General features: G+C 41.5%; 21 protein-coding genes and 1 other annotated feature. Of the genes, 7 read left to right on the plus strand and 14 right to left on the minus strand.

Features of this window, described 5'->3' with window-relative positions; all coding sequences use genetic code 11:
- Nucleotide 1: 1 nt before the first annotated feature.
- The 4 genes from MHH63_RS12910 to MHH63_RS12925 form a co-directional block, all read right to left on the minus strand.
- Nucleotides 2–1,135 carry an amidohydrolase/deacetylase family metallohydrolase gene (locus MHH63_RS12910; RefSeq protein ID WP_076125570.1) on the minus strand — a complete coding sequence of 378 codons (1,134 nt, stop codon included), beginning with the start codon at nucleotides 1,133–1,135 and terminating at the stop codon, nucleotides 2–4.
- Between the two features lie 144 nt (nucleotides 1,136–1,279).
- Nucleotides 1,280–2,173: a sugar phosphate isomerase/epimerase family protein gene (locus tag MHH63_RS12915; protein ID WP_076278486.1), complete on the minus strand. Its 894-nt coding sequence runs from the start codon at nucleotides 2,171–2,173 to the stop codon at nucleotides 1,280–1,282.
- Between the two features lie 24 nt (nucleotides 2,174–2,197).
- Nucleotides 2,198–3,055, minus strand: a complete 858-nt coding sequence (locus MHH63_RS12920; RefSeq protein WP_076125572.1) for a sugar phosphate isomerase/epimerase family protein — start codon at nucleotides 3,053–3,055, stop codon at nucleotides 2,198–2,200.
- The gene (locus tag MHH63_RS12925) at nucleotides 3,052–4,110 is read right to left on the minus strand and encodes a Gfo/Idh/MocA family protein (RefSeq protein WP_076125574.1); all 1,059 of its coding nucleotides are present in this window, start codon (nucleotides 4,108–4,110) and stop codon (nucleotides 3,052–3,054) included. The genes MHH63_RS12920 and MHH63_RS12925 overlap by 4 nt, the downstream gene beginning before the upstream one ends.
- Nucleotides 4,111–4,233: 123 nt before the next feature.
- Between MHH63_RS12925 and MHH63_RS12930 the strand changes: the two genes are divergently transcribed.
- Nucleotides 4,234–5,103, plus strand: coding sequence for a helix-turn-helix domain-containing protein (locus tag MHH63_RS12930; protein WP_076125575.1), 870 nt, complete (start codon nucleotides 4,234–4,236; stop codon nucleotides 5,101–5,103).
- A 70-nt stretch (nucleotides 5,104–5,173) separates the two neighbouring features.
- Here the strand turns inward: MHH63_RS12930 and MHH63_RS12935 are convergent, their stop codons facing one another.
- On the minus strand, nucleotides 5,174–5,677 hold the full coding sequence (locus MHH63_RS12935; RefSeq protein ID WP_036677310.1) for a DUF1572 family protein: 504 nt from the start codon (nucleotides 5,675–5,677) through the stop codon (nucleotides 5,174–5,176).
- Between the two features lie 252 nt (nucleotides 5,678–5,929).
- On the opposite strand from MHH63_RS12935, the gene MHH63_RS12940 reads away from it, so the two are divergent.
- The 4 genes from MHH63_RS12940 to MHH63_RS12955 all read left to right on the plus strand — a co-directional run bounded on the left by MHH63_RS12940 (nucleotide 5,930) and on the right by MHH63_RS12955 (nucleotide 10,828).
- Nucleotides 5,930–8,014 (plus strand): subtype B tannase, encoded by a 2,085-nt coding sequence (locus MHH63_RS12940; protein WP_217696526.1) that lies wholly within the window; start codon nucleotides 5,930–5,932, stop codon nucleotides 8,012–8,014.
- A 165-nt stretch (nucleotides 8,015–8,179) separates the two neighbouring features.
- Nucleotides 8,180–8,872, plus strand: coding sequence for a response regulator transcription factor (locus MHH63_RS12945; RefSeq protein WP_076184620.1), 693 nt, complete (start codon nucleotides 8,180–8,182; stop codon nucleotides 8,870–8,872).
- Nucleotides 8,869–10,116 (plus strand): sensor histidine kinase, encoded by a 1,248-nt coding sequence (locus MHH63_RS12950; protein ID WP_341171625.1) that lies wholly within the window; start codon nucleotides 8,869–8,871, stop codon nucleotides 10,114–10,116. Before MHH63_RS12945 ends, MHH63_RS12950 begins: the two co-directional genes overlap by 4 nt.
- Nucleotides 10,117–10,258: 142 nt before the next feature.
- On the plus strand, nucleotides 10,259–10,828 hold the full coding sequence (locus MHH63_RS12955) for a hypothetical protein (protein WP_076125581.1): 570 nt from the start codon (nucleotides 10,259–10,261) through the stop codon (nucleotides 10,826–10,828).
- 23 nt (nucleotides 10,829–10,851) lie between these two features.
- Here MHH63_RS12955 and MHH63_RS12960 read toward each other — a convergent pair whose 3' ends face one another.
- On the minus strand, nucleotides 10,852–11,841 hold the full coding sequence (locus MHH63_RS12960; RefSeq protein ID WP_076307893.1) for a zinc-binding dehydrogenase: 990 nt from the start codon (nucleotides 11,839–11,841) through the stop codon (nucleotides 10,852–10,854).
- 131 nt (nucleotides 11,842–11,972) lie between these two features.
- On the opposite strand from MHH63_RS12960, the gene MHH63_RS12965 reads away from it, so the two are divergent.
- A complete protein-coding gene (locus MHH63_RS12965; RefSeq protein ID WP_341172004.1) occupies nucleotides 11,973–12,827 on the plus strand; it encodes a LysR family transcriptional regulator in 855 nt (284 codons plus the stop codon).
- A 104-nt stretch (nucleotides 12,828–12,931) separates the two neighbouring features.
- Here MHH63_RS12965 and MHH63_RS12970 read toward each other — a convergent pair whose 3' ends face one another.
- The 3 genes from MHH63_RS12970 to MHH63_RS12980 form a co-directional block, all read right to left on the minus strand.
- Complete coding sequence (locus MHH63_RS12970) at nucleotides 12,932–13,759, minus strand: formylglycine-generating enzyme family protein (protein ID WP_076125583.1); 828 nt, start codon at nucleotides 13,757–13,759, stop codon at nucleotides 12,932–12,934.
- A 162-nt stretch (nucleotides 13,760–13,921) separates the two neighbouring features.
- Nucleotides 13,922–14,557: a glycoside hydrolase family 11 protein gene (locus MHH63_RS12975; RefSeq protein WP_076190353.1), complete on the minus strand. Its 636-nt coding sequence runs from the start codon at nucleotides 14,555–14,557 to the stop codon at nucleotides 13,922–13,924.
- A 252-nt stretch (nucleotides 14,558–14,809) separates the two neighbouring features.
- A complete protein-coding gene (locus tag MHH63_RS12980; protein ID WP_341164872.1) occupies nucleotides 14,810–15,691 on the minus strand; it encodes an alpha/beta fold hydrolase in 882 nt (293 codons plus the stop codon).
- A 157-nt stretch (nucleotides 15,692–15,848) separates the two neighbouring features.
- Between MHH63_RS12980 and MHH63_RS12985 the strand changes: the two genes are divergently transcribed.
- The gene (locus tag MHH63_RS12985; protein WP_076125585.1) at nucleotides 15,849–16,562 is read left to right on the plus strand and encodes a MerR family DNA-binding transcriptional regulator; all 714 of its coding nucleotides are present in this window, start codon (nucleotides 15,849–15,851) and stop codon (nucleotides 16,560–16,562) included.
- A 47-nt stretch (nucleotides 16,563–16,609) separates the two neighbouring features.
- Here the strand turns inward: MHH63_RS12985 and MHH63_RS12990 are convergent, their stop codons facing one another.
- From MHH63_RS12990 to MHH63_RS13010, 5 genes are all read right to left on the minus strand, one after another.
- On the minus strand, nucleotides 16,610–17,419 hold the full coding sequence (locus MHH63_RS12990; protein WP_076278482.1) for a GNAT family N-acetyltransferase: 810 nt from the start codon (nucleotides 17,417–17,419) through the stop codon (nucleotides 16,610–16,612).
- Nucleotides 17,420–17,466: 47 nt separating this feature from the next.
- Nucleotides 17,467–17,707: a binding site (T-box leader), on the minus strand.
- 103 nt (nucleotides 17,708–17,810) lie between these two features.
- Entirely contained in the window at nucleotides 17,811–18,260 is a 450-nt protein-coding gene (locus tag MHH63_RS12995; protein WP_076125859.1) for a DUF1569 domain-containing protein, read from the minus strand.
- 250 nt (nucleotides 18,261–18,510) lie between these two features.
- Nucleotides 18,511–19,392, minus strand: coding sequence for an aminoglycoside phosphotransferase family protein (locus MHH63_RS13000; RefSeq protein ID WP_076303742.1), 882 nt, complete (start codon nucleotides 19,390–19,392; stop codon nucleotides 18,511–18,513).
- A gap of 98 nt (nucleotides 19,393–19,490) precedes the next feature.
- Nucleotides 19,491–20,102 carry a hypothetical protein gene (locus MHH63_RS13005; RefSeq protein ID WP_143759825.1) on the minus strand — a complete coding sequence of 204 codons (612 nt, stop codon included), beginning with the start codon at nucleotides 20,100–20,102 and terminating at the stop codon, nucleotides 19,491–19,493.
- Nucleotides 20,103–20,401: 299 nt separating this feature from the next.
- Nucleotides 20,402–20,749, minus strand: a complete 348-nt coding sequence (locus tag MHH63_RS13010; RefSeq protein WP_076125591.1) for a VOC family protein — start codon at nucleotides 20,747–20,749, stop codon at nucleotides 20,402–20,404.
- Between the last annotated feature and the right edge of the window lie 317 nt (nucleotides 20,750–21,066).

Consider the following 21,066-nt stretch of genomic DNA (forward strand, 5'->3'; position numbering starts at 1 on the left):
ATTAATAACTCTTTTCAGGCCGTATTTCGCATTCCATGTATTTGTCACCTATGATCACTCCTATTGCTTGAATGGTTTGCTGTGCTACCCGGCGTTCCCCCTCAGAATCTACCAGTTCAATCTTCTTATCCGTCACACGAAAAAGGGTCAGATTCGCCTTGTTATTGATCCGAATCTCCCCAAGTTCCGGGCGTCCCAGCCACTGGGCTGCTCTGCTTGTCACCCGTGCAATTGTATCTTCAAGGGAATATCCCAGTGCAAGGAATTTGTTCAACAGATTCGCCATGGAGTAGACGGGACCATTGATACGGTTGCCTCTGTATATGTCTGTGCTGATCGTATCCGGATCAATACCGTTTTGTTTGGCCGCCTCGGCCACAGCGAACGAGAAGCTAGCCGTACCATGTCCCACATCCAAGTGAACTCCACGCTCAATAGCATCTCTCAGCACTTGGAGCGGTCGATTCTCCTTATCGAACAAATTGTTGCTTTTACCATTTAGATAATGGGTTATCACGTCGTTGCGTTGAAGTAGCGGTAAAACTTCACGGATATCCGGCGGTGCAGAGCCTATATGTACCATCAGTGGCAGCCCGGTCTTTTCCGAAAGCTCCAGTGCATGTTGAAGCGGTTGAATGCCATTGTCACCCACTACGCTTTTGCTGATTCTGGCCTTCAAGCCTACGATAAATTCAGGATAAGCAACTACCGCCTGAAGCACCTTTTCATGATCAATCCACTCTAATTGGGACAACTCGTCAATTCGCATCAGGCCAATCTTTGAAATGTTAAGAAAAGCAAGCAGTTGCGTTGCTGACTTTTTCCCCGCCTCTGCCAGCTCACCAATACGCTCCGCTCCGCAGCTACCTGCGTCCACGAGGGTAGTCACGCCACATTTGATTCCGATTTCATCGATCTCGTCTCCATACGGATTCAATTCTGCAAACGCATGTACATGCAAGTCGATCCAGCCGCTAGAGACATACGCCCCATTGGCTTCCACGACCTTGAAACCATGGTCTTCGGCGGTGCCTCCGGGAACAATCTGGACTACGTTGCCATCAGCTATGACAATGTCCACTTCCGCTCCATTCAGGACTTTCGCCCGGCGGAGGAGCAAACGTTCTGCTGTCATCGTCACACCTTCTTTCCAAATTCAGAACATTACCGTCCTAGGTCTTTCCCGCACAATCTATAACACAAACAGTCCCAATGGATGTAGGATCTTTTTTCACAGGGACTGTTTGAATGAACTATTTATTCTTTATCACTACCGTGTTCAGACCCGAAAACCCTTTAAAAAATTCACAGCCTGGCGGATATCTTCCTCCGGATTAGTGCCAACTTCCCGTTCTATGGTCAGGAATCCTGTATAACCGATGTCGTTCAGTGCTTGCAGATAGTTGTTCCAATCAACAGAACCCGCTCCGAGCGGAACTTCACGGAATGCCGAGCCGGTCTCGGCCATTTCAGCGATTTTCTCATGGTCTAATGCTGGTGCTTCATAACCATATTGACCGTAAACATCGCGAGGATCGATATCGGCAAGCTTGAGACCATCTTTAGCATGGGTGTGTACAATGTAGTCTTTTAGAGTATGAACACCTTGCACCGGATCATCACCAGTCACCATGACCATATTGGCCGGATCAAAATTAACGGAAACCCCTCTGGAACCCAGACCGTCGAGGAACGTCTTCAGACGTGCAGCGGGTTCTGGCCCAGTCTCAATCGCAAAATAAGAATTCATCTCATGTGCATATCTGCTAAGTTCCTCACAGGCAATGTGCATGGTTTCATAGATTTTACTGGCAGGGTTAGAAGGAACAATACCGATATGTGTAGTTACGATATCTGTACCTAGCTCCTTGGCCAGCTCCATAATGCGCTTGGACTTTTCAATTTTGGCACGGTTCTGGGCAGGGTCCTGAAAGCCATGTCCGCCTAAATCTCCAACGAGGGCAGAGATTTCTAAACCCAGCGATGCAATGTAATCCTTCCATTCACGGCGTGCTGACTGAGAGAGAGTAGCGGGATCAAATTCGCCTTGTACCGCATAAATCTGAACTCCATCTGCCCCAGCTTCATTTGCCTTGCGCAATCCCTCTTTCACTCCAACCTGAAAGCTGTCTACGATAACACCGATTTTATTAGTGATAATTGGTTTAACCATGGCATAATCCTCCAGTATAATGAATTAGATTTGGTTCCAAACCCGCTTGATGTATTCCAGCCCCAGTCTTGTTCCCTTACGGCACTCTTCCATTCCCTCAAATTCTACAGAGATATATCCATCGTAACCGCTTTCCTTAACGATTCGAATTACACTCGGCATATCGATGTCTCCTTGACCAACGATGGCACCTCTCAACCAGTTCCCACCGGAGGATTGGAACCAACCTTCGCCAGGCTGGCGGTCTTGCGGACGAATATAGAAATCTTTGAAATGCACCATTGAAGCAAGCTTGATGTTGTTAGGTACAGCTATTAGCGGGTTCTCATCTGCGCACAGGAAGTTCCCAATGTCGAGTGTTGTACGGAAGTTGTCTCTACCCACCGCATGAACCAGCGCCTGTACACGATCGCTGTGCTGAATAAAGTATCCATGATTCTCCACACTGGTCGTAATGCCTAAACCTGCGGCATAATCGGCAATTTCTCGGCAGGCTTCAGCCAAACGTGGAAGCTCTTCCAAAAAATGCGTGATGGATAGATCGTTTGAGGAGGCTACATCATGCCGCATCCGCTGAATGCCTAATGCCGCGCACACGTCTACTTCCCGCTTTACCCGCTCGACTTCCCGCTGCATTTCCGCTGTCTCCAGCCCGGCAAAGTTCGCCCCGATAGCATAATTGGATAACTCTAGTCCACGACCCGCTGCTGTTCGTACAATCTGATCTATTAGCTCAGGATTTTCAACCAAATTGATACCCAAAGGTACAATCTCCGCATGTTCTGCGCCCAGATCGGCGATCGTCTCAATGACTCCTTCAAGCGTGAGCTCACCCGTTGAAAAAGCCGAATGCAAACTGTAAGTGCTGATTCCTAACTTCATAGTTTCACCTCTTCACCTTTGGCTGCGGATTCATAGATCGCGCCGAGTATCTTCATGATTGTAACGCCGTCTTGCACAGGACTAATTGGTGTAGAGCCGGTACTGATGTTGCTCGCAAAATGATTAATTTCATTCTGGAATGCACTGTTGAACTCAAACCCCTTATTATCGGTCTGCGGATAGGTATTGACGATCGTATCCGCCTGTTCTTTAACAATGACTATCTCAGGATCAATTTCAAAACCACCCTTGTCACCATACAGGCGTACCGAACGCTCGTCTTCTTTGGCATGCAGTGTAAAGCTGACATCGACCATTAGCGAAGCTCCATTCTCAAAGCGAATCAGTGCATTCGCTAAATCTTCCACCGTATTGTTCGCTGCGTCGTAATCGGCGGCTTTATAGAATGAGAGATTCTTAATATTAGAACGATTGCCGAGCTTCCGGTAGGTATTAGCACTTACCGATACTGGATTCGGACGGCCCATCAAATACCAGCATAGATCAATCACATGGACACCAATATCGATCAGCGGTCCGCCGCCGGAGCGTTCAATATCACTGAACCAGCCGCCGGGATTGCCTAGTCTCCGGAACGTCGTTGCTTTTGCATAATAGATTTCGCCGAATTCTCCTTGTTCCACCAACGTCTGAAGGAGCTGGGCATTGGAGTCATAACGTCGTACAAAGCCTACTTGCAAAATCTTGCCGCTCTTTTCCACAGCTTGCTGGACCTGAAGCGCTTCTTCAACCGTACGGCAAAGCGGCTTTTCCACAAGCACATGCTTGCCTGCCTCAAGCGCCGCGATGCTGATCTCGGCATGAGAGTTGTTCCATGTGCAGATGCTGACTGCATCTATTTCGGAATTGGCCAGTAATTCACGATAATCCGTGTATACCTTCTCGACGTTATATTCTGTAGCAACTTCGCGTGCACGTTCTTCATTCAGATCACATACCGCATATATGGTTGTCTGCGGATTATTCCGATAAGCACTTAAGTGCATGCCGGAGATAGAGCCCGTACCTATTACGCCAATTTTGATCTTATCCATTAACACTCGCTCCTTTATTTTGCATAGGTTATGATTCGTATTATAATGATTTCAACCCTAAACACCATGCAGAGCCTTGCGGTTTCATTTGTACAATTGTGCTATAGGAGGTGCAGTCTATAAATGTTGGACTATGATAAACATCTACAGGAACCCATGGACATGCCGGATCCCGAGTTTCCGATTAAAGTACATACCCAGCGTTTCCACCAAGAAGGAGTTATGTTGTTCCCACATCATTGGCATGAGCATCTTGAGTTTATATTTATTGAGAGTGGTGAGGCTGTTTTTGAGTGCGGACGAACACCGATCAACGTTCGGGCTGGCGATTTAGTTGCTGTGAACAGCAACGAGCTGCATTATGGGGTAAGCGCTTCTTCTGATTTATTGTATTATGCGATTATTGCAGATACTTCTTTGCTGCATAGTGCGGTAAGCGACGCTGCCGAAACCAAGTTCATCGCCCCGATTCAGCGGAACCAGCTGCTGTTACGTAACCATATCCGGGGGGATCAGCATATTACTGACTGTGCTTTGGCGATTATTCGGGAACTGGAACGTCGCGAATTTGGTTACGAGCTGGCCGTCAAGTCCGAGCTATACCGCCTGTTAACGCTGTTGTTGCGCAGACATATCGTCACCGTACTCTCACAAGCTGAGCAAGAGAGGCGTATTCAGACCGTTGAACGCTTCGCACCTGTTTTGCGATATATCGATACCCATTACCAAGAACCGATTCAAGTTGACGAACTTGCGGCGCTAACGGGGCTAAGCCGCTTCCATTTCAGCCGTCTCTTTAAGGAACTAACTGGGCATACGATATCGGAATATGTAAATGCTGTCCGTTTAGACCGTGCAGATTATTTGCTCCGCCATACCCAGCTAACGATTTCTGAAATCGCTACCACTACTGGCTTCAGCGATATCTACTATTTCAGCCGCACCTTCAAAAAGCATAAAAAAGTAACCCCTAGCAGTGTGAGGGGATTCTAGTTAGAGTGAACAAAGGACTGCCTCTTGGCAGTCCTTTGTTAGTGTATGCAGCGTTCCTCTAGTTAAACTATTATTGCCATACAAGCTGTCCCTTTCTTATTTTTGCTGCATAGATGATTTGGCCTGTATGATAATGGACTTCTCTCACCATCGCTATCATGAGATTAAGAGCAGTGGTCTCGTTATTTACTTGGCTATATGTAAGGGGTGGCAAATTAAGAAAGGGTTGTGACATCAATAACTCCGGGTTAGATTGGAGCCGTTCAAGGTATTGGATAATAATATCAAAAGCATCCCTGGTCATGGTTATAGCTTGTTCTTTTGTCATTTCTAGACCTCTTTCAAACTCCCTCTCTCTATCTCTTGTATCAGGAATATCTAAAAGAATGGTTTCAATTCGTGAGTGTACTGCCCCGCTAATATGAGCAACTAAATTTGCAATACTGTTACTTTCCACGGTTGGGGACCATGTAATATCCTCTTGGGTACATTGCTCGATTGCTTGGAGCGTCCATTTCTTTTCCGATCTAAATTTAACCAACATACTTTCAATTAACTCAATGGCGATATCCATTGCTAACCTCCTATTGATATAACCTATGTAAATTTTACCAAACTCATCTCTACTGTCAAATGAAATCCAGTACCAATGCTATTTTTATGCCACAATGTTTTGTTACATTCTTATCCGAGCTCCTGAGTAGAGTTAATTGATAACGTTTGTTGGCCTTAAAAGAAGGAGTTGGTATATGACACTGGATCATTCAGATTAGTACAAAAGAGACTGATGAGATTATCTACTATTTTTAGAAAAAGGAGATACGAAATGAAACTTAAAAAATGGATTGCCCCTATCCTCACATGTTCTCTGATGAGCCTCTCTTTCGCTACAGGATCTGCAAGTGCAGCAACTAACAGCGAGTATAGCTTGAAATTCAATGCGACTAACTATACTACAAAGACCATAACGGTGGATGGTCAATCCGTCACTTATCGGGCATATGAGAATATCGTTTATGTAAAGAACCCTGTAGATATTAATTATGAAACTATGAACGTCTATGTCCCTGAGGAATACTTCCAGGGTAAGTCGATCGGTAGTTACACCGCCGATACCGCACCTATCTTCTTCCCAAACCAGGTTGGCGGGTATATGCCTGCTCAGCCAGGTAGTACTGAAACAGGTAAAGGAATGGGTATGGGGGCAGGTCCACAGAACGGCGCTCCGAAAACAGACAAGGAATCCGCAGCAGCCCCAGGCGCCGATACAGGAACGGAATTGAATAAACCCGCTGCGGGTAAAGACGAAAACGCAGGAACACCTTCATCTGAATCTCCCAGTGCTATCGCAGTTGCCCTGTCCAAAGGTTATGTGGTCGCATCTCCAGGCGCTCGCGGTAGAACTACAAAGGACGAAAAAGGTGTTTACACTGGTAAGGCACCCGCAGCTATCGTAGATCTGAAGGCGGCTGTCCGCTACCTTCGCTTTAACGACGACATTATGCCTGGTGACGCCGAGAAGATCATCTCTAACGGCACAAGTGCTGGCGGCGCGCTCTCCGCATTACTGGGTGCTACCGGCAACAATGCGGAATATGAGCCTTATTTGGAAGCGATCGGAGCAGCTGATGAGCGTGACGACGTTTTTGCCGTTTCGGCCTACACGCCGATTACGAATCTAGATAACGCAGATGCAGCTTATGAGTGGCAATTCAACGGAATTAACACTTATGAAAAACTTGATTTCTCCGGAAATACGGATTTTAACATGGAAAGAACGTTGGTAGAAGGAACATTGACGGAGGATCAGATTCAGGTATCTAACGAACTGGAAGCTATGTTCCCTGAATACGTCAATAGTCTAGGACTTACGAATACTGACGGAACAGCTTTGAAGATGGATGCGGACGGCAATGGCACCTTTAAAGATTACATCAAAGCTTTTGTGATCGCTTCAGCGCAAAAAGCGTTAAAATCGGGTACAGATCTGTCCGACAAAACCTGGATCACCATTGAAAATGGCACTGTTACGGATATCGACTATGATCAATATCTCGCATACTTGGGCAGAATGAAACTGCCTGGAGCCTTTGACGGTTTAGACCTGAGCAATGGTGAAAACGATCTATTCGGCACAGCGAATGTCGCTGCCCAGCATTTTACTCAGTTCGGTTTGGAGCATGATACAGCGGGGGGAACACTTGCTGACCAGAATCTAGTGAAAATGATGAATCCAATGAACTATATCAGCACTGAGGGAACAACCACTACAAATAATTGGCGGATTCGGATGGGAACCAAGGATAGTGATACTTCCCTCGCTGTTTCTACTATATTGGCAACAGAGCTTGAGAACAAAGGTTCAAACGTTGACTTTGCAATGGCTTGGGATATTCCACACAGCGGAGATTACGATCTGGATGAGCTTTTTGCTTGGGCGGACAAGGTTAGTGCTACTTCGCCAAAAGCATCCGCAGCTGCCATTCCTTCCAAATCATCATTGTTGGTGAATGGTAACAAGATATCTGTTAACGCGTACAATATCGACGGCAGCAACTATTTTAAATTACGGGACATTGCTATGGTTGTAAACAACACTACACAACAGTTTGAAGTGACATCGGATGAAAATACGAATACTTTAAACATTACATCTGACAAAACGTACACTCCGACGGGCATTGAACTTTCAGCATCTGTAAATACTAGTTCAAAGACCGGTGTTATGACAGCCACTAAGATAACTTTGAACGGACAAGAGATTTCAGTAACGGGCTATAATATCGGCGGTAGTGAGTATTTTAAGCTGAGGGATATTGCAAAATCACTTGATTTTAATTTGGAATGGGATGCTGGAACGCACACCATAAGTATAGATACTTCTAACATCTATAAGGACAGTAATAAATAATAGAACAGTAACTTATTCTGGTTACAAGAGGCCGATCCTTCAATCGGTCTCTTTCCATTCCATGTAGAATGCGATTATTTCCCTCACGAACATGCAGTCTTCCTTGCTCCTTTTAGACAATTTACATACAATAAGGTCCAAGATATCGGAATAAAGGTGGTAGCTATGCAGGGTAAAGTGAACATACTAATTTGTGATGACAATATAGCTGTACATGAGAGCATATCTGCTTATTTACAGGCGGAAAATATGGAATATGAATCCGTATACAATGGTGAGGAAGTTCTTTACAAATTGGAAGATCAGCATTTTGATCTCATAATTCTAGATATTATGCTGCCTGGACTTTTTGGGACAGAGGTCTGCCGTAAGATTCGCTTGACTAGTAACGTCCCGATTATAATGCTGAGCGCAAAAGGTGAGGAAACTGACCGCATATTAGGCTTGGAAATTGGTGCAGATGACTATATTACAAAACCGTTCTCCCCCCGGGAGGTCGTTACAAGAGTAAAAACCATTTTAAAACGCACTCATTACACCTTTCCAAGTGAAGACGCCATCCTGACGCTGGGAGAAATGAAGATTGACCGAAATGCTTTTAATATCAAAATTAATGGATCACGAATGGAATTTACACCTAAAGAGATCGAATTGCTTATCTATTTTACAATTAATAAAAACAAGGTGCTTTCAAGAGAACAAATCTTAAATAAGGTCTGGGGTTATGATTATTTCGGTGATACAAGAGCCGTTGATAATCTCATTAAAAGAATGAGAAAAAAACTGCCTGAAAAGAATTTGGGATTTGAAATCAAGTCTGTTTATGGGATGGGCTACAAAATGGAGACTTCCACATGAAAAAAGTAACTTCCAACAAAAAAGTGATATATCTGGCCATCCTCTTTTGTTTCATTTTAGGACAACTTGGAGGAACCTTGATTATTAAACAGCTTTTTTTGAATTATAAATTAAAAGATATGCTGCCTCAGGCCTCTGCTATAGCTGCTGAAATGGCACAAAATGAGATGAGCATTCGAGGTTTTAAACCGTATCTTATGAAGGTGTATGATTTAGAGGGAAATGACCTTTCACCTGGTGACGAAAATAAGCATCTTTTTTTCAATGTTACATCGGAAGAATTCAAGGATGCCCTTATAGATTATATTCCCGAAGTAATTAAGTACAATAAATTCGCTGCGATTAAAAATATTAATGGGTTTCCGAGTAAATCCATTGTCGTAGGCGCACCTATTATTCAGGATAAACAAGCGGTCGGAGTCGTCTTTTTATTAGAACCTGGTAGTGAATTTCAGGCGGTATTGAATGGCTTCTATTACGTTTTTACAGGTACCCTTTTGTTAGGCACACTAATAATCAGCTTCTTTATATCCTCCTATCTAAAGGAGATGAAGCAGCTTGAAAAGACTCGTCGGGATTATATAGCGAATATTAGCCATGAGCTGAAATCTCCCATTGCCTCTATCAGAGCTTTAACGGAGACGCTGGCAGATGGAATGATTCAAGATGAAGAAAAAACAAATAAATACTATGGAATTATTTTATCCGAATGTGCGCGATTGCAACGATTGATTTATGATGTACTGGAATTATCAAGAATGCAAAATAAAAAAGAAACTTGGAATAAAGAAAAAATAGATACTCAGGAATTAGTCATGCTTATTGAGTCTAAATACTCTTCCTTGTCCGATGAAATGGGCATTGTATTTGAGATTACAGATAACGCCAGAAACCTTCCAGATGTTTTTTCTAATAAAGATAAAGTGTTGCAATTAGTCAATATTTTGATGGATAACGCCATGAAATACGTTCAGGAGGATGGGAAAATAACTTTTGATGCTATTGTGCATTCGAGGGTTGTAACTGTGCAGATATCAGACAATGGACCCGGCATTGCAAAAGAGCACCTCCCTTATATCTTTGAAAGATTTTACAAAAGCGAACAGTCCCATAATGAAAAAGGAAGTGGTCTTGGGCTTGCTATCGCCGAGGAAATTGTAAATGGTCTGGGAGAAAAAATATCGGTTACAAGCAAACCGGGAAAAGGAACAGCTTTTCAATTTACCATTAGACGGTTCAAATAATAACTCTCTCATTTAACACCAAGAAGGTCAGGTAAGGGTATTTCCCTCTACTGACCTTCTTATATTTTATTAATTGTGTAAAAGAAACTATCTTCCATCTTATGGGTATAATTAACATAAAGCTCTATAGGAGGGAAAATCATTGAGAAAAATAAGGAAGCTGATTCTTTTAGGATTTTGCATCATGATTTTACCGGGAACCGTGATTTATGCTGCAGCTGGCTCATCTGAAGTATCATTATATTTGAATAATGTGCTTCAAAAACAGCCCGCAATATTGTCCGAAGGTTCGATTTCCTTGACGACTGAACAGTTGTCTAAAGATTTATTTGCACTATTCGCCTTGGATGAATCAGGTAAAACCGTTCGAATCTACAAGCCTAATATAAACATGGTTATGCTCGATAATAACGGAGAGATTTTTGGTAAAGTAAAAAGCCCGTCACGTTTTGCATTTTCGACTCTATTACAGGTGGATCATTTAAAAACAGAAATTTCAGATATTAAGGTTGTGATCACCGATCCTGCGGATAAAACAGAAACCATTGATGCTCAACAAATTAAGAACAGCGAAGAAAACTTTTGGTTCAAAACCAATGAGTATACATATTCCTTTACTACAAAGGGCACCTACACTATTCAAGTATTTTTTAAAGATGTGGCTTCGAAAAAGTGGTTTCCTGTCTCCGAAATTGATATATTCGGCATTTGAATTCCAGTTATAAGGGACTCCGCTCATTCTATTCTTATCGCGATATTACCAAATTGTTCTCCCTGCTGCATTCGGTGAAAGGCTTGAACTGTGTCTTGTAAAGGATACACTCGATCAATGATAGGTCGAATCGAATGGTGTTCCATAAACTGAAGCATATCCGCAAACTCTTCACTACTTCCCATTGAGCTACCTATGATACTAATTTGCGGGAAAAATATGGCTCGCGTCGGGATTTCGATTCGATCTCCTGAACTTGCACCAAACGTAACAATACGTCCATTGGGTTTAATAATATCAAAGTAATGTGGGAACGTCGCAGGCCCAATGCTGTCGAGGATGAGATGAACGGTGTCTCCTTTCATGCTTTCCTTCCAGTTGCTATGACTGTCGAACGCATGATCAGCTCCATGAGCGAGTGCAGCTTGTCTTTTCGTTTCACTGCGTGAAGTGACACTGATACGTGCACCCACCGCTGAAGCCATCATCATGGCATAAGTCGCAACCCCACCACCAATGCCAGGTATAAGAACATGTTCACCTTTCTTTAAGCGGCCTCTAGTGAATAGCGCCCGATAGGCTGTTAAGGCAGATAAGGGCAGCACGCCGGCTTCTTCCCATGACAGGTAAGCTGGCTTGCTGATGGCATTTTGCGCAGGAATGATGATTGACTCAGCGAATGTGCCTTCTGAAGGTCCCCCTACAATAGCTGGAACGTTTGAAACATTATCGGTATGTTCCCATCCGATGCACGGATTAATGATGACATCTTCACCTACATTATGATCAAGCACACCTTCACCTATTGCTTCAATTCTCCCCGCACCATCAGAACCAATAATCAAAGGAACATCCTGTTTTGTTCTGGCATCCATGATAAACAAGTCCCTGTGGTTTAGCCCTGCAGCCTTTAACCTAACCTTCACTTCTCCAATCCCCGGTCTTTTATCCATAATCTCTTTATAGTTCAAGCCCTTCAGGCCACCTTCTCCAGCATGTATAATGGCTTTCATCATCTAAGCCCCTTCCTCAAGTTGTTATTAATGAATCTATAATAAATTTTACATAGTGGGTGTAATCCAGTAAAATGATCAAAACTGAAGGTGACTATCATAAATCATCATACCAAGAAGGTGCAAAGGAAATGGAAAGTGGAGATTTGAGAATATTTCAAGCGGTTGCTCGCGAGGGTAGCATAACGAAGGCTGCTCAAGTCTTGAATTATGTCCAATCAAATGTGATGAACCGGATTCAGTATCTAGAAGCTCAGCTGAAAATCCCCCTATTTCGTCGATCCAATCGAGGGATGACGTTAACGCCGGCAGGTGAGAACTTACTGGTATATACAGAAAAAATATTATTACTAATGGACGAGGCTGTGATAACCACACAATACTCTGAGCACCCTGCTGGTCCGCTCCGTTTAGGTTCCATCGAAACAACAGCGGCTACTCATCTAACGCCTCTGCTAACCGAATATCACTTACGATATCCCGAGGTTAATCTATCGCTTATAACGGGAGAAACGCATAAACTCTTACAAAAGGTGCTTGATTACCAACTAGATGGAGCCTTTGTTTATGGGCCCATTGACCAGCCTGATATAGAACATGTTGTTGCTTTCGAAGAGGAGCTGGTGCTTATCTCACAACCAGGTAAGAGCGATATGCGCGAATTGCTTACAAAGCCAATGTTGTTTTTCGACGTTGGATGTACACATCGCGCCAAAGCTGAGAGTTTCCTAAATGAAAGCGGGATGAGCTCTTATAAGATTATGGAATACGGAACGTTAGATGTAATTCTAAGTGGGGTTACCGCTGGACTCGGCGTGTCTATGCTGCCCCAATCTTCGATTTCCAAGGCTGAAGAGGCGGGAGTAATTACTTCCCACCGTCTGCCTGAAGGATATCGAGATTTGCAGGTATGGTTTGTGTATCGCCGGAACGCGGTTTTTTCTAGTGCTTTGTCAAAACTAATCCAAATGATCGAAGAAATATAGCAAACATACATATTGGGGTTTGGTTATATTCGAGCGCAAAGCTTGTTTATTAATCAAACCCTTTTCAGCTTTTTCCGATTATACTTGGTATGTCTTATTCCCCTCTACTCACCACGAATTACTCGAAAACCTTGATCAGGACCCATACCATTCGCTTCGAACTTTCCCCGAAAAGAAATCTCGTTGTTGCTGATACCGCCGATCCACCCGCCACCCTTTACAACCCGGAAAGAACCGCTCTTACTATCTATATCTCCGTACCAGTTCCAACACCATTCCCTTACATTCCCTGACATATCGTAAAGACCTAGCTCATTAGGTTTTTTGCCACCGATAGATTTTGTTTTGTTGTGGTTGTTTTCTATGATCGGCCAGTTCCAATCTCCTGATAAGTATTTGTCTCCAGCATTTTGCCAATACCATGCTACTTCATCTGCTTTATTGCTTCCACTGTAGGTGTAACTTTTGCTCAACTGTCCTCCACTTGCAGCATATTCCCACTCTGCTTCAGTAGGCAATCGGTAACCATTAGCTCCTGCATTGAGCGTTACTGTCCATTTTAAATTATCGTTATCACTCTTATTATTCGGATCTTTTTTATTTTTATCTATATTGTAATAGGGTTTGAACCCCTCTTTTATACTTCTTTTATTACAGTAATCTATTACGTCATACCAATTAACCATTTCTACTGGCAAGTTGTCGCCTTTGAATGCTGAAGGGTTGCTTCCCATTATTTCAACCCACTCTTTCTGAGTCACTTCATATTGGCCGATATAGAAATTTGATATAGTTGTACTTTTGTAGTTGGAATTTGTGTTAATGAAAGTCCCGCCTTTGACTAATACATAAGTATCCTTATGTTCAGGCTTTTCTTGCGAACAAGCGCTGATAACAACTACTATTAAAAGAGAAATTAATAGTTTTCTCATGGATATATCTCCTTTCCAACCACTGGTATGTAGTTAAGTATCATTGTTGAATGATCTAGAATGATCTAAGGCTGCCGGCTGTGGACCGACAACCTTAGCAATGATAGTGATTAATAGTTATTTTAATAAGCTGGAGATGCCTGAGCTGGTCCGATGCTCAAGTTACCATACTGTTACGTTTGAGCTCCCGCTACTTTGATATCCTTCTGTCGCTAACACCTGATAAGACCAACTGCTGCCCAGATTCATTCCGTAACTTTTCCAAGCATTAACGTGGTTGGCAAAAGTGATCGCAACATTGCTTCCAGTTGCTCGCTTGGATTGTCTTACACTCCAAAACTGTGTGAAGGTTGCCGTACCATCAATAGAAGGGGCGTTCGTTCTCGTAGTCGTATATATATCATATGTGCCTCCATCACTGGTCACGGTACCTTTATAGGTTCCAGTAGGTCTATAAGTGCCCCAGCTATCAACGACGTAATATTCTATGAGGGAGTTTCTCGTCCACCCATAAAGAGTTAAATACCCATTCCCGGATGGTGCCCAGACGCCTGCATTGTAGTTTATTGTCCTAGATGGAGATCCAGTATTCCAACCTTTACCAACAACAAAGTTACCAGTATTTGACCATGTAACACTGTAATTCCCACCAGATCCATTAGTAGCATTTACTGTCCCGCCACCATCGGTCCAATTTTGCCAATAGTCTGTCGCTGCACTCGAGGTTGCTGCAAACAAGCTGAAACTCATTGTAGCTGCCATAATTACAGTCACGATTTTCTTGTTAAATTTAAACATAATCTACCTCCTGAAATTTTTTGTCACTACATACCTACATACTGCTTGTCTGTATTTCTAGTAGTCGAAGCAATTCCTTATTGGGGCAGATTCGCAACACCACTTCCTTCCATATATATTAATGTAAGCGATTTCATAGAAAATCTTATCATAGATCGTTTACTATTTAATCTCTTCAAATTAAAGATTTTACCCTAAAAAGTATTGTTCTTTTGGGATACCTTATTCACTGGATTTTTGTATCTGCCACAATTACAATCCAGTATTTTTTAGTAACACGTTCATAAACCAAGGCTTAATCAGTGGTAAGACTACTGCTGGTTGCATAGCTTTTGTATGGTCCATCTCGGCTCCCGTAAGGATTTCAACATCCCAACCTAAATCAGCCAGCGTCTCCTTATTTCTTTTTAACAACCCGACGATGTCAACGGTAACGTTCCCGAAATTTTCACCGTAAACGATCCTATCATTTCCACCTGCAAAAGCTAGTTTAGGGAGACTAAGCAAATGTTGAATACTGCGATCATCAAAGGCTGTAAGGCTCTGATATAGAGTGACAAATTGTGCTGTAACACGGGTATCTATGGTAACCTTTATATTGTCCCAATCCATTTCGTTTGGACTCTCCGGTCCTGCTGGGCTTTCCACAGGATCATTTTGGTTACTCAAAGCTTGTGTATGTGTTTTATGGGTCACAACCCTCATTTCTTGATAGGGGCCATTATAGGGTGGAAAACCTCCCATTACCAAACTCTCCAAGCGATCTGTTCTTATAGCCATTTGCAATCCAATCAACGCAAGCCAGGAATAACCGTAGTAACTAAAGCTTGTAACATTCATTTCATCCGCAATGTGGAGAAGATCCTTCACAATATGATCTGCTGTTAGATTTTCCTCTGGATATTGAAATAGATGACCTTCATAATCGAAATAAAGCACTTGAAAAGTGTCCGCTAATCCTTCAACAAAATGTTTACCTAATTCGGGATCTACTCCCCACAGCTTTAAGTTTTCTGCTTCCTGATTGTACACAGATTTTTTAGCGATGGGTAACATGAGGGTTGGGCAATCTGGAAGTCCTGCCATACCTACTTCTATTTCTGATTGATTTGCTAATTGTATTATCTTTTTCAATGAACTCACTCCTTTATGTTCTATAAAAGTATCATATAACATTCATGCAATCTTTCGGTTTATCCCTCTACCTCCCTTGATATATCTACCTAAATTCGATTTAATATTGTTGTAGCACTTGAATGTTCAACTTTAATGTTTTGGGGTGATGATGTTTATGGAAGAGATATATACACCTACACTGATAGCTAAGCAATTAAATGTGAGTACCACTACTTTAAGGAGATACGAAGATCAAGGCTTAATTCCAGATGTACCAAGGACCGCCAGCAACCGCAGATGTTACACTTCCATCCATGTGCAAGCTTTTATTACCATTCGGGCATTATTGCAGGGATATGAAATTCCGGTTGTGTACGATGTGATGAGGAAGATAAAAGGCCAGCAGATGGAGTCTGCTCTTTGGGCAATCAATCAAGAGCAACATAATACCCAAGTGGAAAAAGAAAGGTTAGAGGAAGTCTTACGCATGTTTCGGGATGTTGATTTATCTAAATACAAAGATTTAACTGTATCAGATTCAATGACGATTGGTGAAGTTGCACAAATGGCAGGAGTTAATCCATCAGCTATTCGGCATTGGGAACAAGAAGGGCTAATCTCTTCGAATAGGAACAAAGATAATGGCTACAGAGTCTTCACTTTAACGGAATTAAGAAAAATTATTCTTATCAGCAGTTTAAGGAAAACTGTTTATTATATCGAGAATATGAAACAGCTTTTGAATGAAATAGAAACACATAACTACAAAAAAGTGGAGATATCCTTTCAGCTTGCCTTACAAAAATTGAATTCTCAATTAATGAAGCAATTTTTCGCGATAGCTGAACTTACAAACTATGTGAAATTGTATAAAAGTAATGCCGAGTAACATATTGATCATAGAAAATGGACTACCTTGCGGTAGCCCTTTTGTGCCTATTTGAACTTGATGTCAACAATCTTCCCGCTTTCCACAAAACCAATATTTCGATAAACCTTATTCGAGTCAGGATTCTTTAAATCAGCATAAAGCATGGGCACTAAATTCTCCGATAAAAGAACGGAACATAACTCTGCTACTAGTGCACTTGCATAACCCTTTTTCCGGCAAGAAGGTGGTGTGTATACCGCATTTAATCTGGAATATCTTGCCGACCTATGTGCAATGTACGCCATCGATACAGGTTTATCGTCTACAAACCATATATACAAGTCCCCTGTCTCAATCATCCTCTTGGCATCTAGAATTTTAGCTTCTGGGTTCACCCTAACCCCATAAGCCCCCTCTGAGAAACCCGCCAAAAACTCTGCTACAATGGCCAGGTTTTTTCTCGTTGCTTGTTGCATTGTACCCTTTACGTTCAACGGTTTCTTTGGATCTGTACAGAAATAAGATTCTATAGTCATCGTGGACTCATATTGAAGATGATTTGCCTGAGAATACAGCTGTGCAAAACGTTCTGTTGTTTTTGGTTCTCCAGATACTCCCGGTAATGTAGTCTCTTTAAGAAATTCTATAAGTTCTTCGTAGAGAACGGCCTTCTTATCCTCGACAATATCCTTAGAACTCCAAAGCCATGCGTTATGTCCCGTTGACTGGGCATAAATCATTGTTTCATCAGAATCTTTTAAGCAAGTAGAACTCTTCGACTCGCAAATAAGGTGAATCAGGTTGTATTGAACCTCATCAGCAATAAATATATCCTGGCTAAGTATTCGATCGGAGACATTGATTTTTTGAAACATTGTTACTCCTCCTTATTTATTTATAAGAACGCAAAAAACTCCGTCCCATTAGGGACGGAGTAGATTCCGCGTTACCACCCTGATTGGTGTATTTATGAATACACCCTCTCTGCTGCCATCGTCCAACAACGATGCTTCTTTGTAACGGCAGAATCCCGGGCCCGCCTACTATGATTTCGGGAGCCAGCTCTGAGGCGATTGTTCGATTCGGGTGTCCTCTGCCTCGCACCAACCGGCAGTTCTCTGATCGACATATCCGGATTTACTTGTCCTCTTCGTCGCATTTGATTGCAATGTAATTAGATACAATATAAAGTAATAGGGATTTTATGTCAATAAAAAATATGTAAGTTGGCGACGTTAAACAATTATTATTCACTGCGAAAAAAGACTAAACACCAAATTGTCTTAAATGATGGTCTAGATGTTTATAAATCCCTTTACCCCATTGCTCCGGAGTGAATTTTCCGAAAAAAGGATGTGGATGGGATGAACAATTCTCCGGACCGTTACTTTGAAAAGTTATAATCTTTTGTTTCAGTATTTCTTTTTCTTTTCCAAAATCTCTATCATCTAAAATAAGTATGGTCGGAATTGTTGACATATTATGTGGTACTGGCTTGTCATTGTAAAAAATAGATTTCACAAACCCTCCTATTAATATTCCTAGCCAACTTCTAGGAGGAAAGGAGTTTCCATTTGCGATGTCTTGAAATGCTGAACAGTGAGCCAACATTTGAGAAACATTCATTTTTCCCCACTGTGGGTTTGAATTAGGACTTAAATTCTCGATACGGCTCAGTATTTCCGCTGTATGTAATTTGTTATATATATTTTCCATAAACACACTTCCATTACGTTTTTTGGGTTTTCGATTTTTTCATTATTAGTTCTGGTGATCCATATATCACGATAAGCTATTGTATTCATGATTGCATCATAATAATTTTACAGTATACTGCCGATCTAATATTCGCCATTTCCATTATTCTATCCTTTATTCACTATCATGTCCTTTAACGTAATAAAGCTATCCATCATGGAGGTAGCTCCTCGTCATAAACTGTCTTTAAATATCGTTTCCCGTCAGTTCAACAACCTACGGATTTCTGCAATACAGAAATACTTTCCTTTAGGAACGCCCTATTCTTTTCAATCCCTCTATTTTTACACCAGACAACAGCACCAAAAGCATCGTAAAAATCATAAAAGGGTAGTATTGTTTCCAAATCCATTAGAGGACGAATTGTTGAATATCCCTCTTTATACGAAATTCTACTTTGAGGATTCACTTCCCAAACATATCGGTTAATTTTTGTGAAATCAATTTCAGAGGATCCACTCCGTGCACTCTCAAAATCAATAATTCCAACAACCATATTATTATTTGTTAGTATATTACCTTGTCGAAAATCCATATGAACAACACATGGGCCATCAGGAGGAGGTAAAACTGAGAAAGCACCCTCAAAGTAATTAATACATTTTTCGAAAAGTCCTCTCTCAAGGACTTGCTTGCAAGGTTCTATAAATTTTTCAAAGCTATTTCTTATATAAAGTCTCCAATTGTTCTGATTAAAAAATTGAAAACCGTCTAATCCTTCCACACCATATCCCGGCATTTTAACTTCATGCAGCTTTGCGTGAAGTACCCCAATTTGAAATGCTAATTCATCGTCAATAGCACCTGTACATGGTATACCTTTAATCTCAGATAAAAGTAATGCACCAGAAATTAAGTCATCCCCACTCCAGAAGTCTAACACCTTTGGAACCGGTAATACCTCCCTCAACAGTTCAAGCATACGATATTCGCGATATACTTTATCCCTGTTATAAGGGATCTTCGCATACACCGTTTCTCCATTAGTAAGATTCAGCTTGTATACTTGTGAACTAAAGGACTCAGGAACATTATCTATACTTAATACATTAAGGTTAAATCTTTTTATGATTGTTTCTACTAAGTTCAACTCGCACCTCACATGTTATGAATGAATAGTAATTAGTTCAGCTATCTTATTCTTAATTTTATTGAACTATCCTAACCATTAGTGCAATAAAATTACACTTAGCCCTTTTTCCTTCTTGCTCTCAGGTAAATGACCGAAATCACTACTAGTCCTATTGCAATTACAATATACAAATCAATATCCTGCTCAAACATTAACCACATCTTGTATTCTAGGTGTACTTGCTGTTTGGGTCGAAGTCCTTCACCGAATAGTTCTGTTGCTTGGTTAAGGTTATTCATTTCAATTGTTAAACTGCATGGACTACTGCTTGATTCGCCATCCACTTCGCTAATGTATATTAAGTATTTATTACCTTCCTTGAAATCAAAACCCCAAGTGTAGTCTGTTCTCACAATAATTTGAGAGTCAACTTCAGTTTTCCAACTTCGTTCAACATCCACTAATATATATCTGATTTTCTCTTTTGTCCCCGTAAATCCTTCTTGTTTCAAATCGACCTTTATTTGTTTTACTTCACCGTAAATAGCTCCGCCGTAGACCTCTAGGGCTTCTTGGGGACTTCCTAACTCGACACAGGATAAAGCTTTAGCATCTTGTCCATTTGCAATAAAGAATGCGAAAGTGAATAAACATATTAACGTGATTAAACGAAGTTTCAATTTACCACCTACTCTTATGATTTTATTACATAACTTCTTTATTGACATAAGTTATAGGTGAAATGTTGCACTAATTTTCCAATTCCTTCAATGAAATGGGGAGTACACCTCGACGGTATGCTCCCTATTTGGGTTGACAATAGTATTTCGTTGGCCGTGGATGCAGCGCAAGCGCCGCACCTCAGATGATAGAAGTTAAAGTTCTTCCTGGGAGCTTAAAGCTTTGAAGAAATATTCCCCACGGATTTGATTCAACTTTATTCCCTAATTCATTTACAATTAGATATTGAACTGAGCTTTTATAAAAAAACGCACCTGTTAGCTCAATAGCATTAATCTGCAACTCCTTACTTCTCCCAAAGCTCGATCAGTCGACCTTCTGGATCTTCAATCCAAATAAACTTTCCAAATTCACTAATCTCTATTTTCTTTGCAAGAGGTACACCAATCTGTTCAAAATGCTTAATCGTTTCGTTTAGATCATGAACTTGGAAATTCAACATCACTTGTTGTTCTATTGGAAAATAACTGTCATCCTCGGTAAAGAAAGAAAAGATGGTCTCATTTCCCACTTGAGGTTTTATCACAGTCCCATTCCAATTCTCTATGTCAAGCTTCAACACCTCACTGTACCACTTTTTTGTAGCTTCAAGATTTTTAGTTCTCCAGAATATTCCTCCGAAACCTTTAATCATCGTATCTACACTCCTGTCTGCATTGAATTTTCTAATAATATACCCTTTAGGATTAAGGAGAATCCACCGTTAACCTCCACTCATTACACCGAAGGTTAGTTCTAACGGGGTATTCAAAATCACATTCACCAATAAACGAGGAGCCAAGCTTATGAAAAATGATATTGGAAGCAGGAGTGAAGTGTATCGGACCCTATAGTCGCTATTAACCATAATTCGGCTCATTTGAGAACCTATCGGACTCTATAGTCGCTATTGGCTCGAAAAGCCCTCATATCGCGCATGTTTGGAACAAATAACGCCTCTGGGGTCCGAAA

The sequence above is a fragment of the Paenibacillus sp. FSL H3-0310 genome (assembly GCF_038002785.1).
GTDB classification, from domain to species: domain Bacteria; phylum Bacillota; class Bacilli; order Paenibacillales; family Paenibacillaceae; genus Paenibacillus_AQ; species Paenibacillus_AQ odorifer.

Excerpts from the sequence above, each read along its gene's own strand:
- MHH63_RS12910 (WP_076125570.1), bottom strand. The coding sequence starts at position 1,135 with ATGACAGCAGAACGTTTGCTCCTCCGCCGGGCGAAAGTCCTGAATGGA.
- MHH63_RS12915 (WP_076278486.1), bottom strand. The coding sequence starts at position 2,173 with ATGGTTAAACCAATTATCACTAATAAAATCGGTGTTATCGTAGACAGC.
- MHH63_RS12920 (WP_076125572.1), bottom strand. The coding sequence starts at position 3,055 with ATGAAGTTAGGAATCAGCACTTACAGTTTGCATTCGGCTTTTTCAACG.
- MHH63_RS12925 (WP_076125574.1), bottom strand. The coding sequence starts at position 4,110 with ATGGATAAGATCAAAATTGGCGTAATAGGTACGGGCTCTATCTCCGGC.
- MHH63_RS12930 (WP_076125575.1), top strand. The coding sequence starts at position 4,234 with ATGTTGGACTATGATAAACATCTACAGGAACCCATGGACATGCCGGAT.
- MHH63_RS12935 (WP_036677310.1), bottom strand. The coding sequence starts at position 5,677 with ATGGATATCGCCATTGAGTTAATTGAAAGTATGTTGGTTAAATTTAGA.
- MHH63_RS12940 (WP_217696526.1), top strand. The coding sequence starts at position 5,930 with ATGAAACTTAAAAAATGGATTGCCCCTATCCTCACATGTTCTCTGATG.
- MHH63_RS12945 (WP_076184620.1), top strand. The coding sequence starts at position 8,180 with ATGCAGGGTAAAGTGAACATACTAATTTGTGATGACAATATAGCTGTA.
- MHH63_RS12950 (WP_341171625.1), top strand. The coding sequence starts at position 8,869 with ATGAAAAAAGTAACTTCCAACAAAAAAGTGATATATCTGGCCATCCTC.
- MHH63_RS12960 (WP_076307893.1), bottom strand. The coding sequence starts at position 11,841 with ATGAAAGCCATTATACATGCTGGAGAAGGTGGCCTGAAGGGCTTGAAC.
- MHH63_RS12965 (WP_341172004.1), top strand. The coding sequence starts at position 11,973 with ATGGAAAGTGGAGATTTGAGAATATTTCAAGCGGTTGCTCGCGAGGGT.
- MHH63_RS12970 (WP_076125583.1), bottom strand. The coding sequence starts at position 13,759 with ATGAGAAAACTATTAATTTCTCTTTTAATAGTAGTTGTTATCAGCGCT.
- MHH63_RS12975 (WP_076190353.1), bottom strand. The coding sequence starts at position 14,557 with ATGTTTAAATTTAACAAGAAAATCGTGACTGTAATTATGGCAGCTACA.
- MHH63_RS12985 (WP_076125585.1), top strand. The coding sequence starts at position 15,849 with ATGGAAGAGATATATACACCTACACTGATAGCTAAGCAATTAAATGTG.
- MHH63_RS12990 (WP_076278482.1), bottom strand. The coding sequence starts at position 17,419 with ATGTTTCAAAAAATCAATGTCTCCGATCGAATACTTAGCCAGGATATA.
- MHH63_RS12995 (WP_076125859.1), bottom strand. The coding sequence starts at position 18,260 with ATGGAAAATATATATAACAAATTACATACAGCGGAAATACTGAGCCGT.
- MHH63_RS13005 (WP_143759825.1), bottom strand. The coding sequence starts at position 20,102 with ATGTCAATAAAGAAGTTATGTAATAAAATCATAAGAGTAGGTGGTAAA.
- MHH63_RS13010 (WP_076125591.1), bottom strand. The coding sequence starts at position 20,749 with ATGATTAAAGGTTTCGGAGGAATATTCTGGAGAACTAAAAATCTTGAA.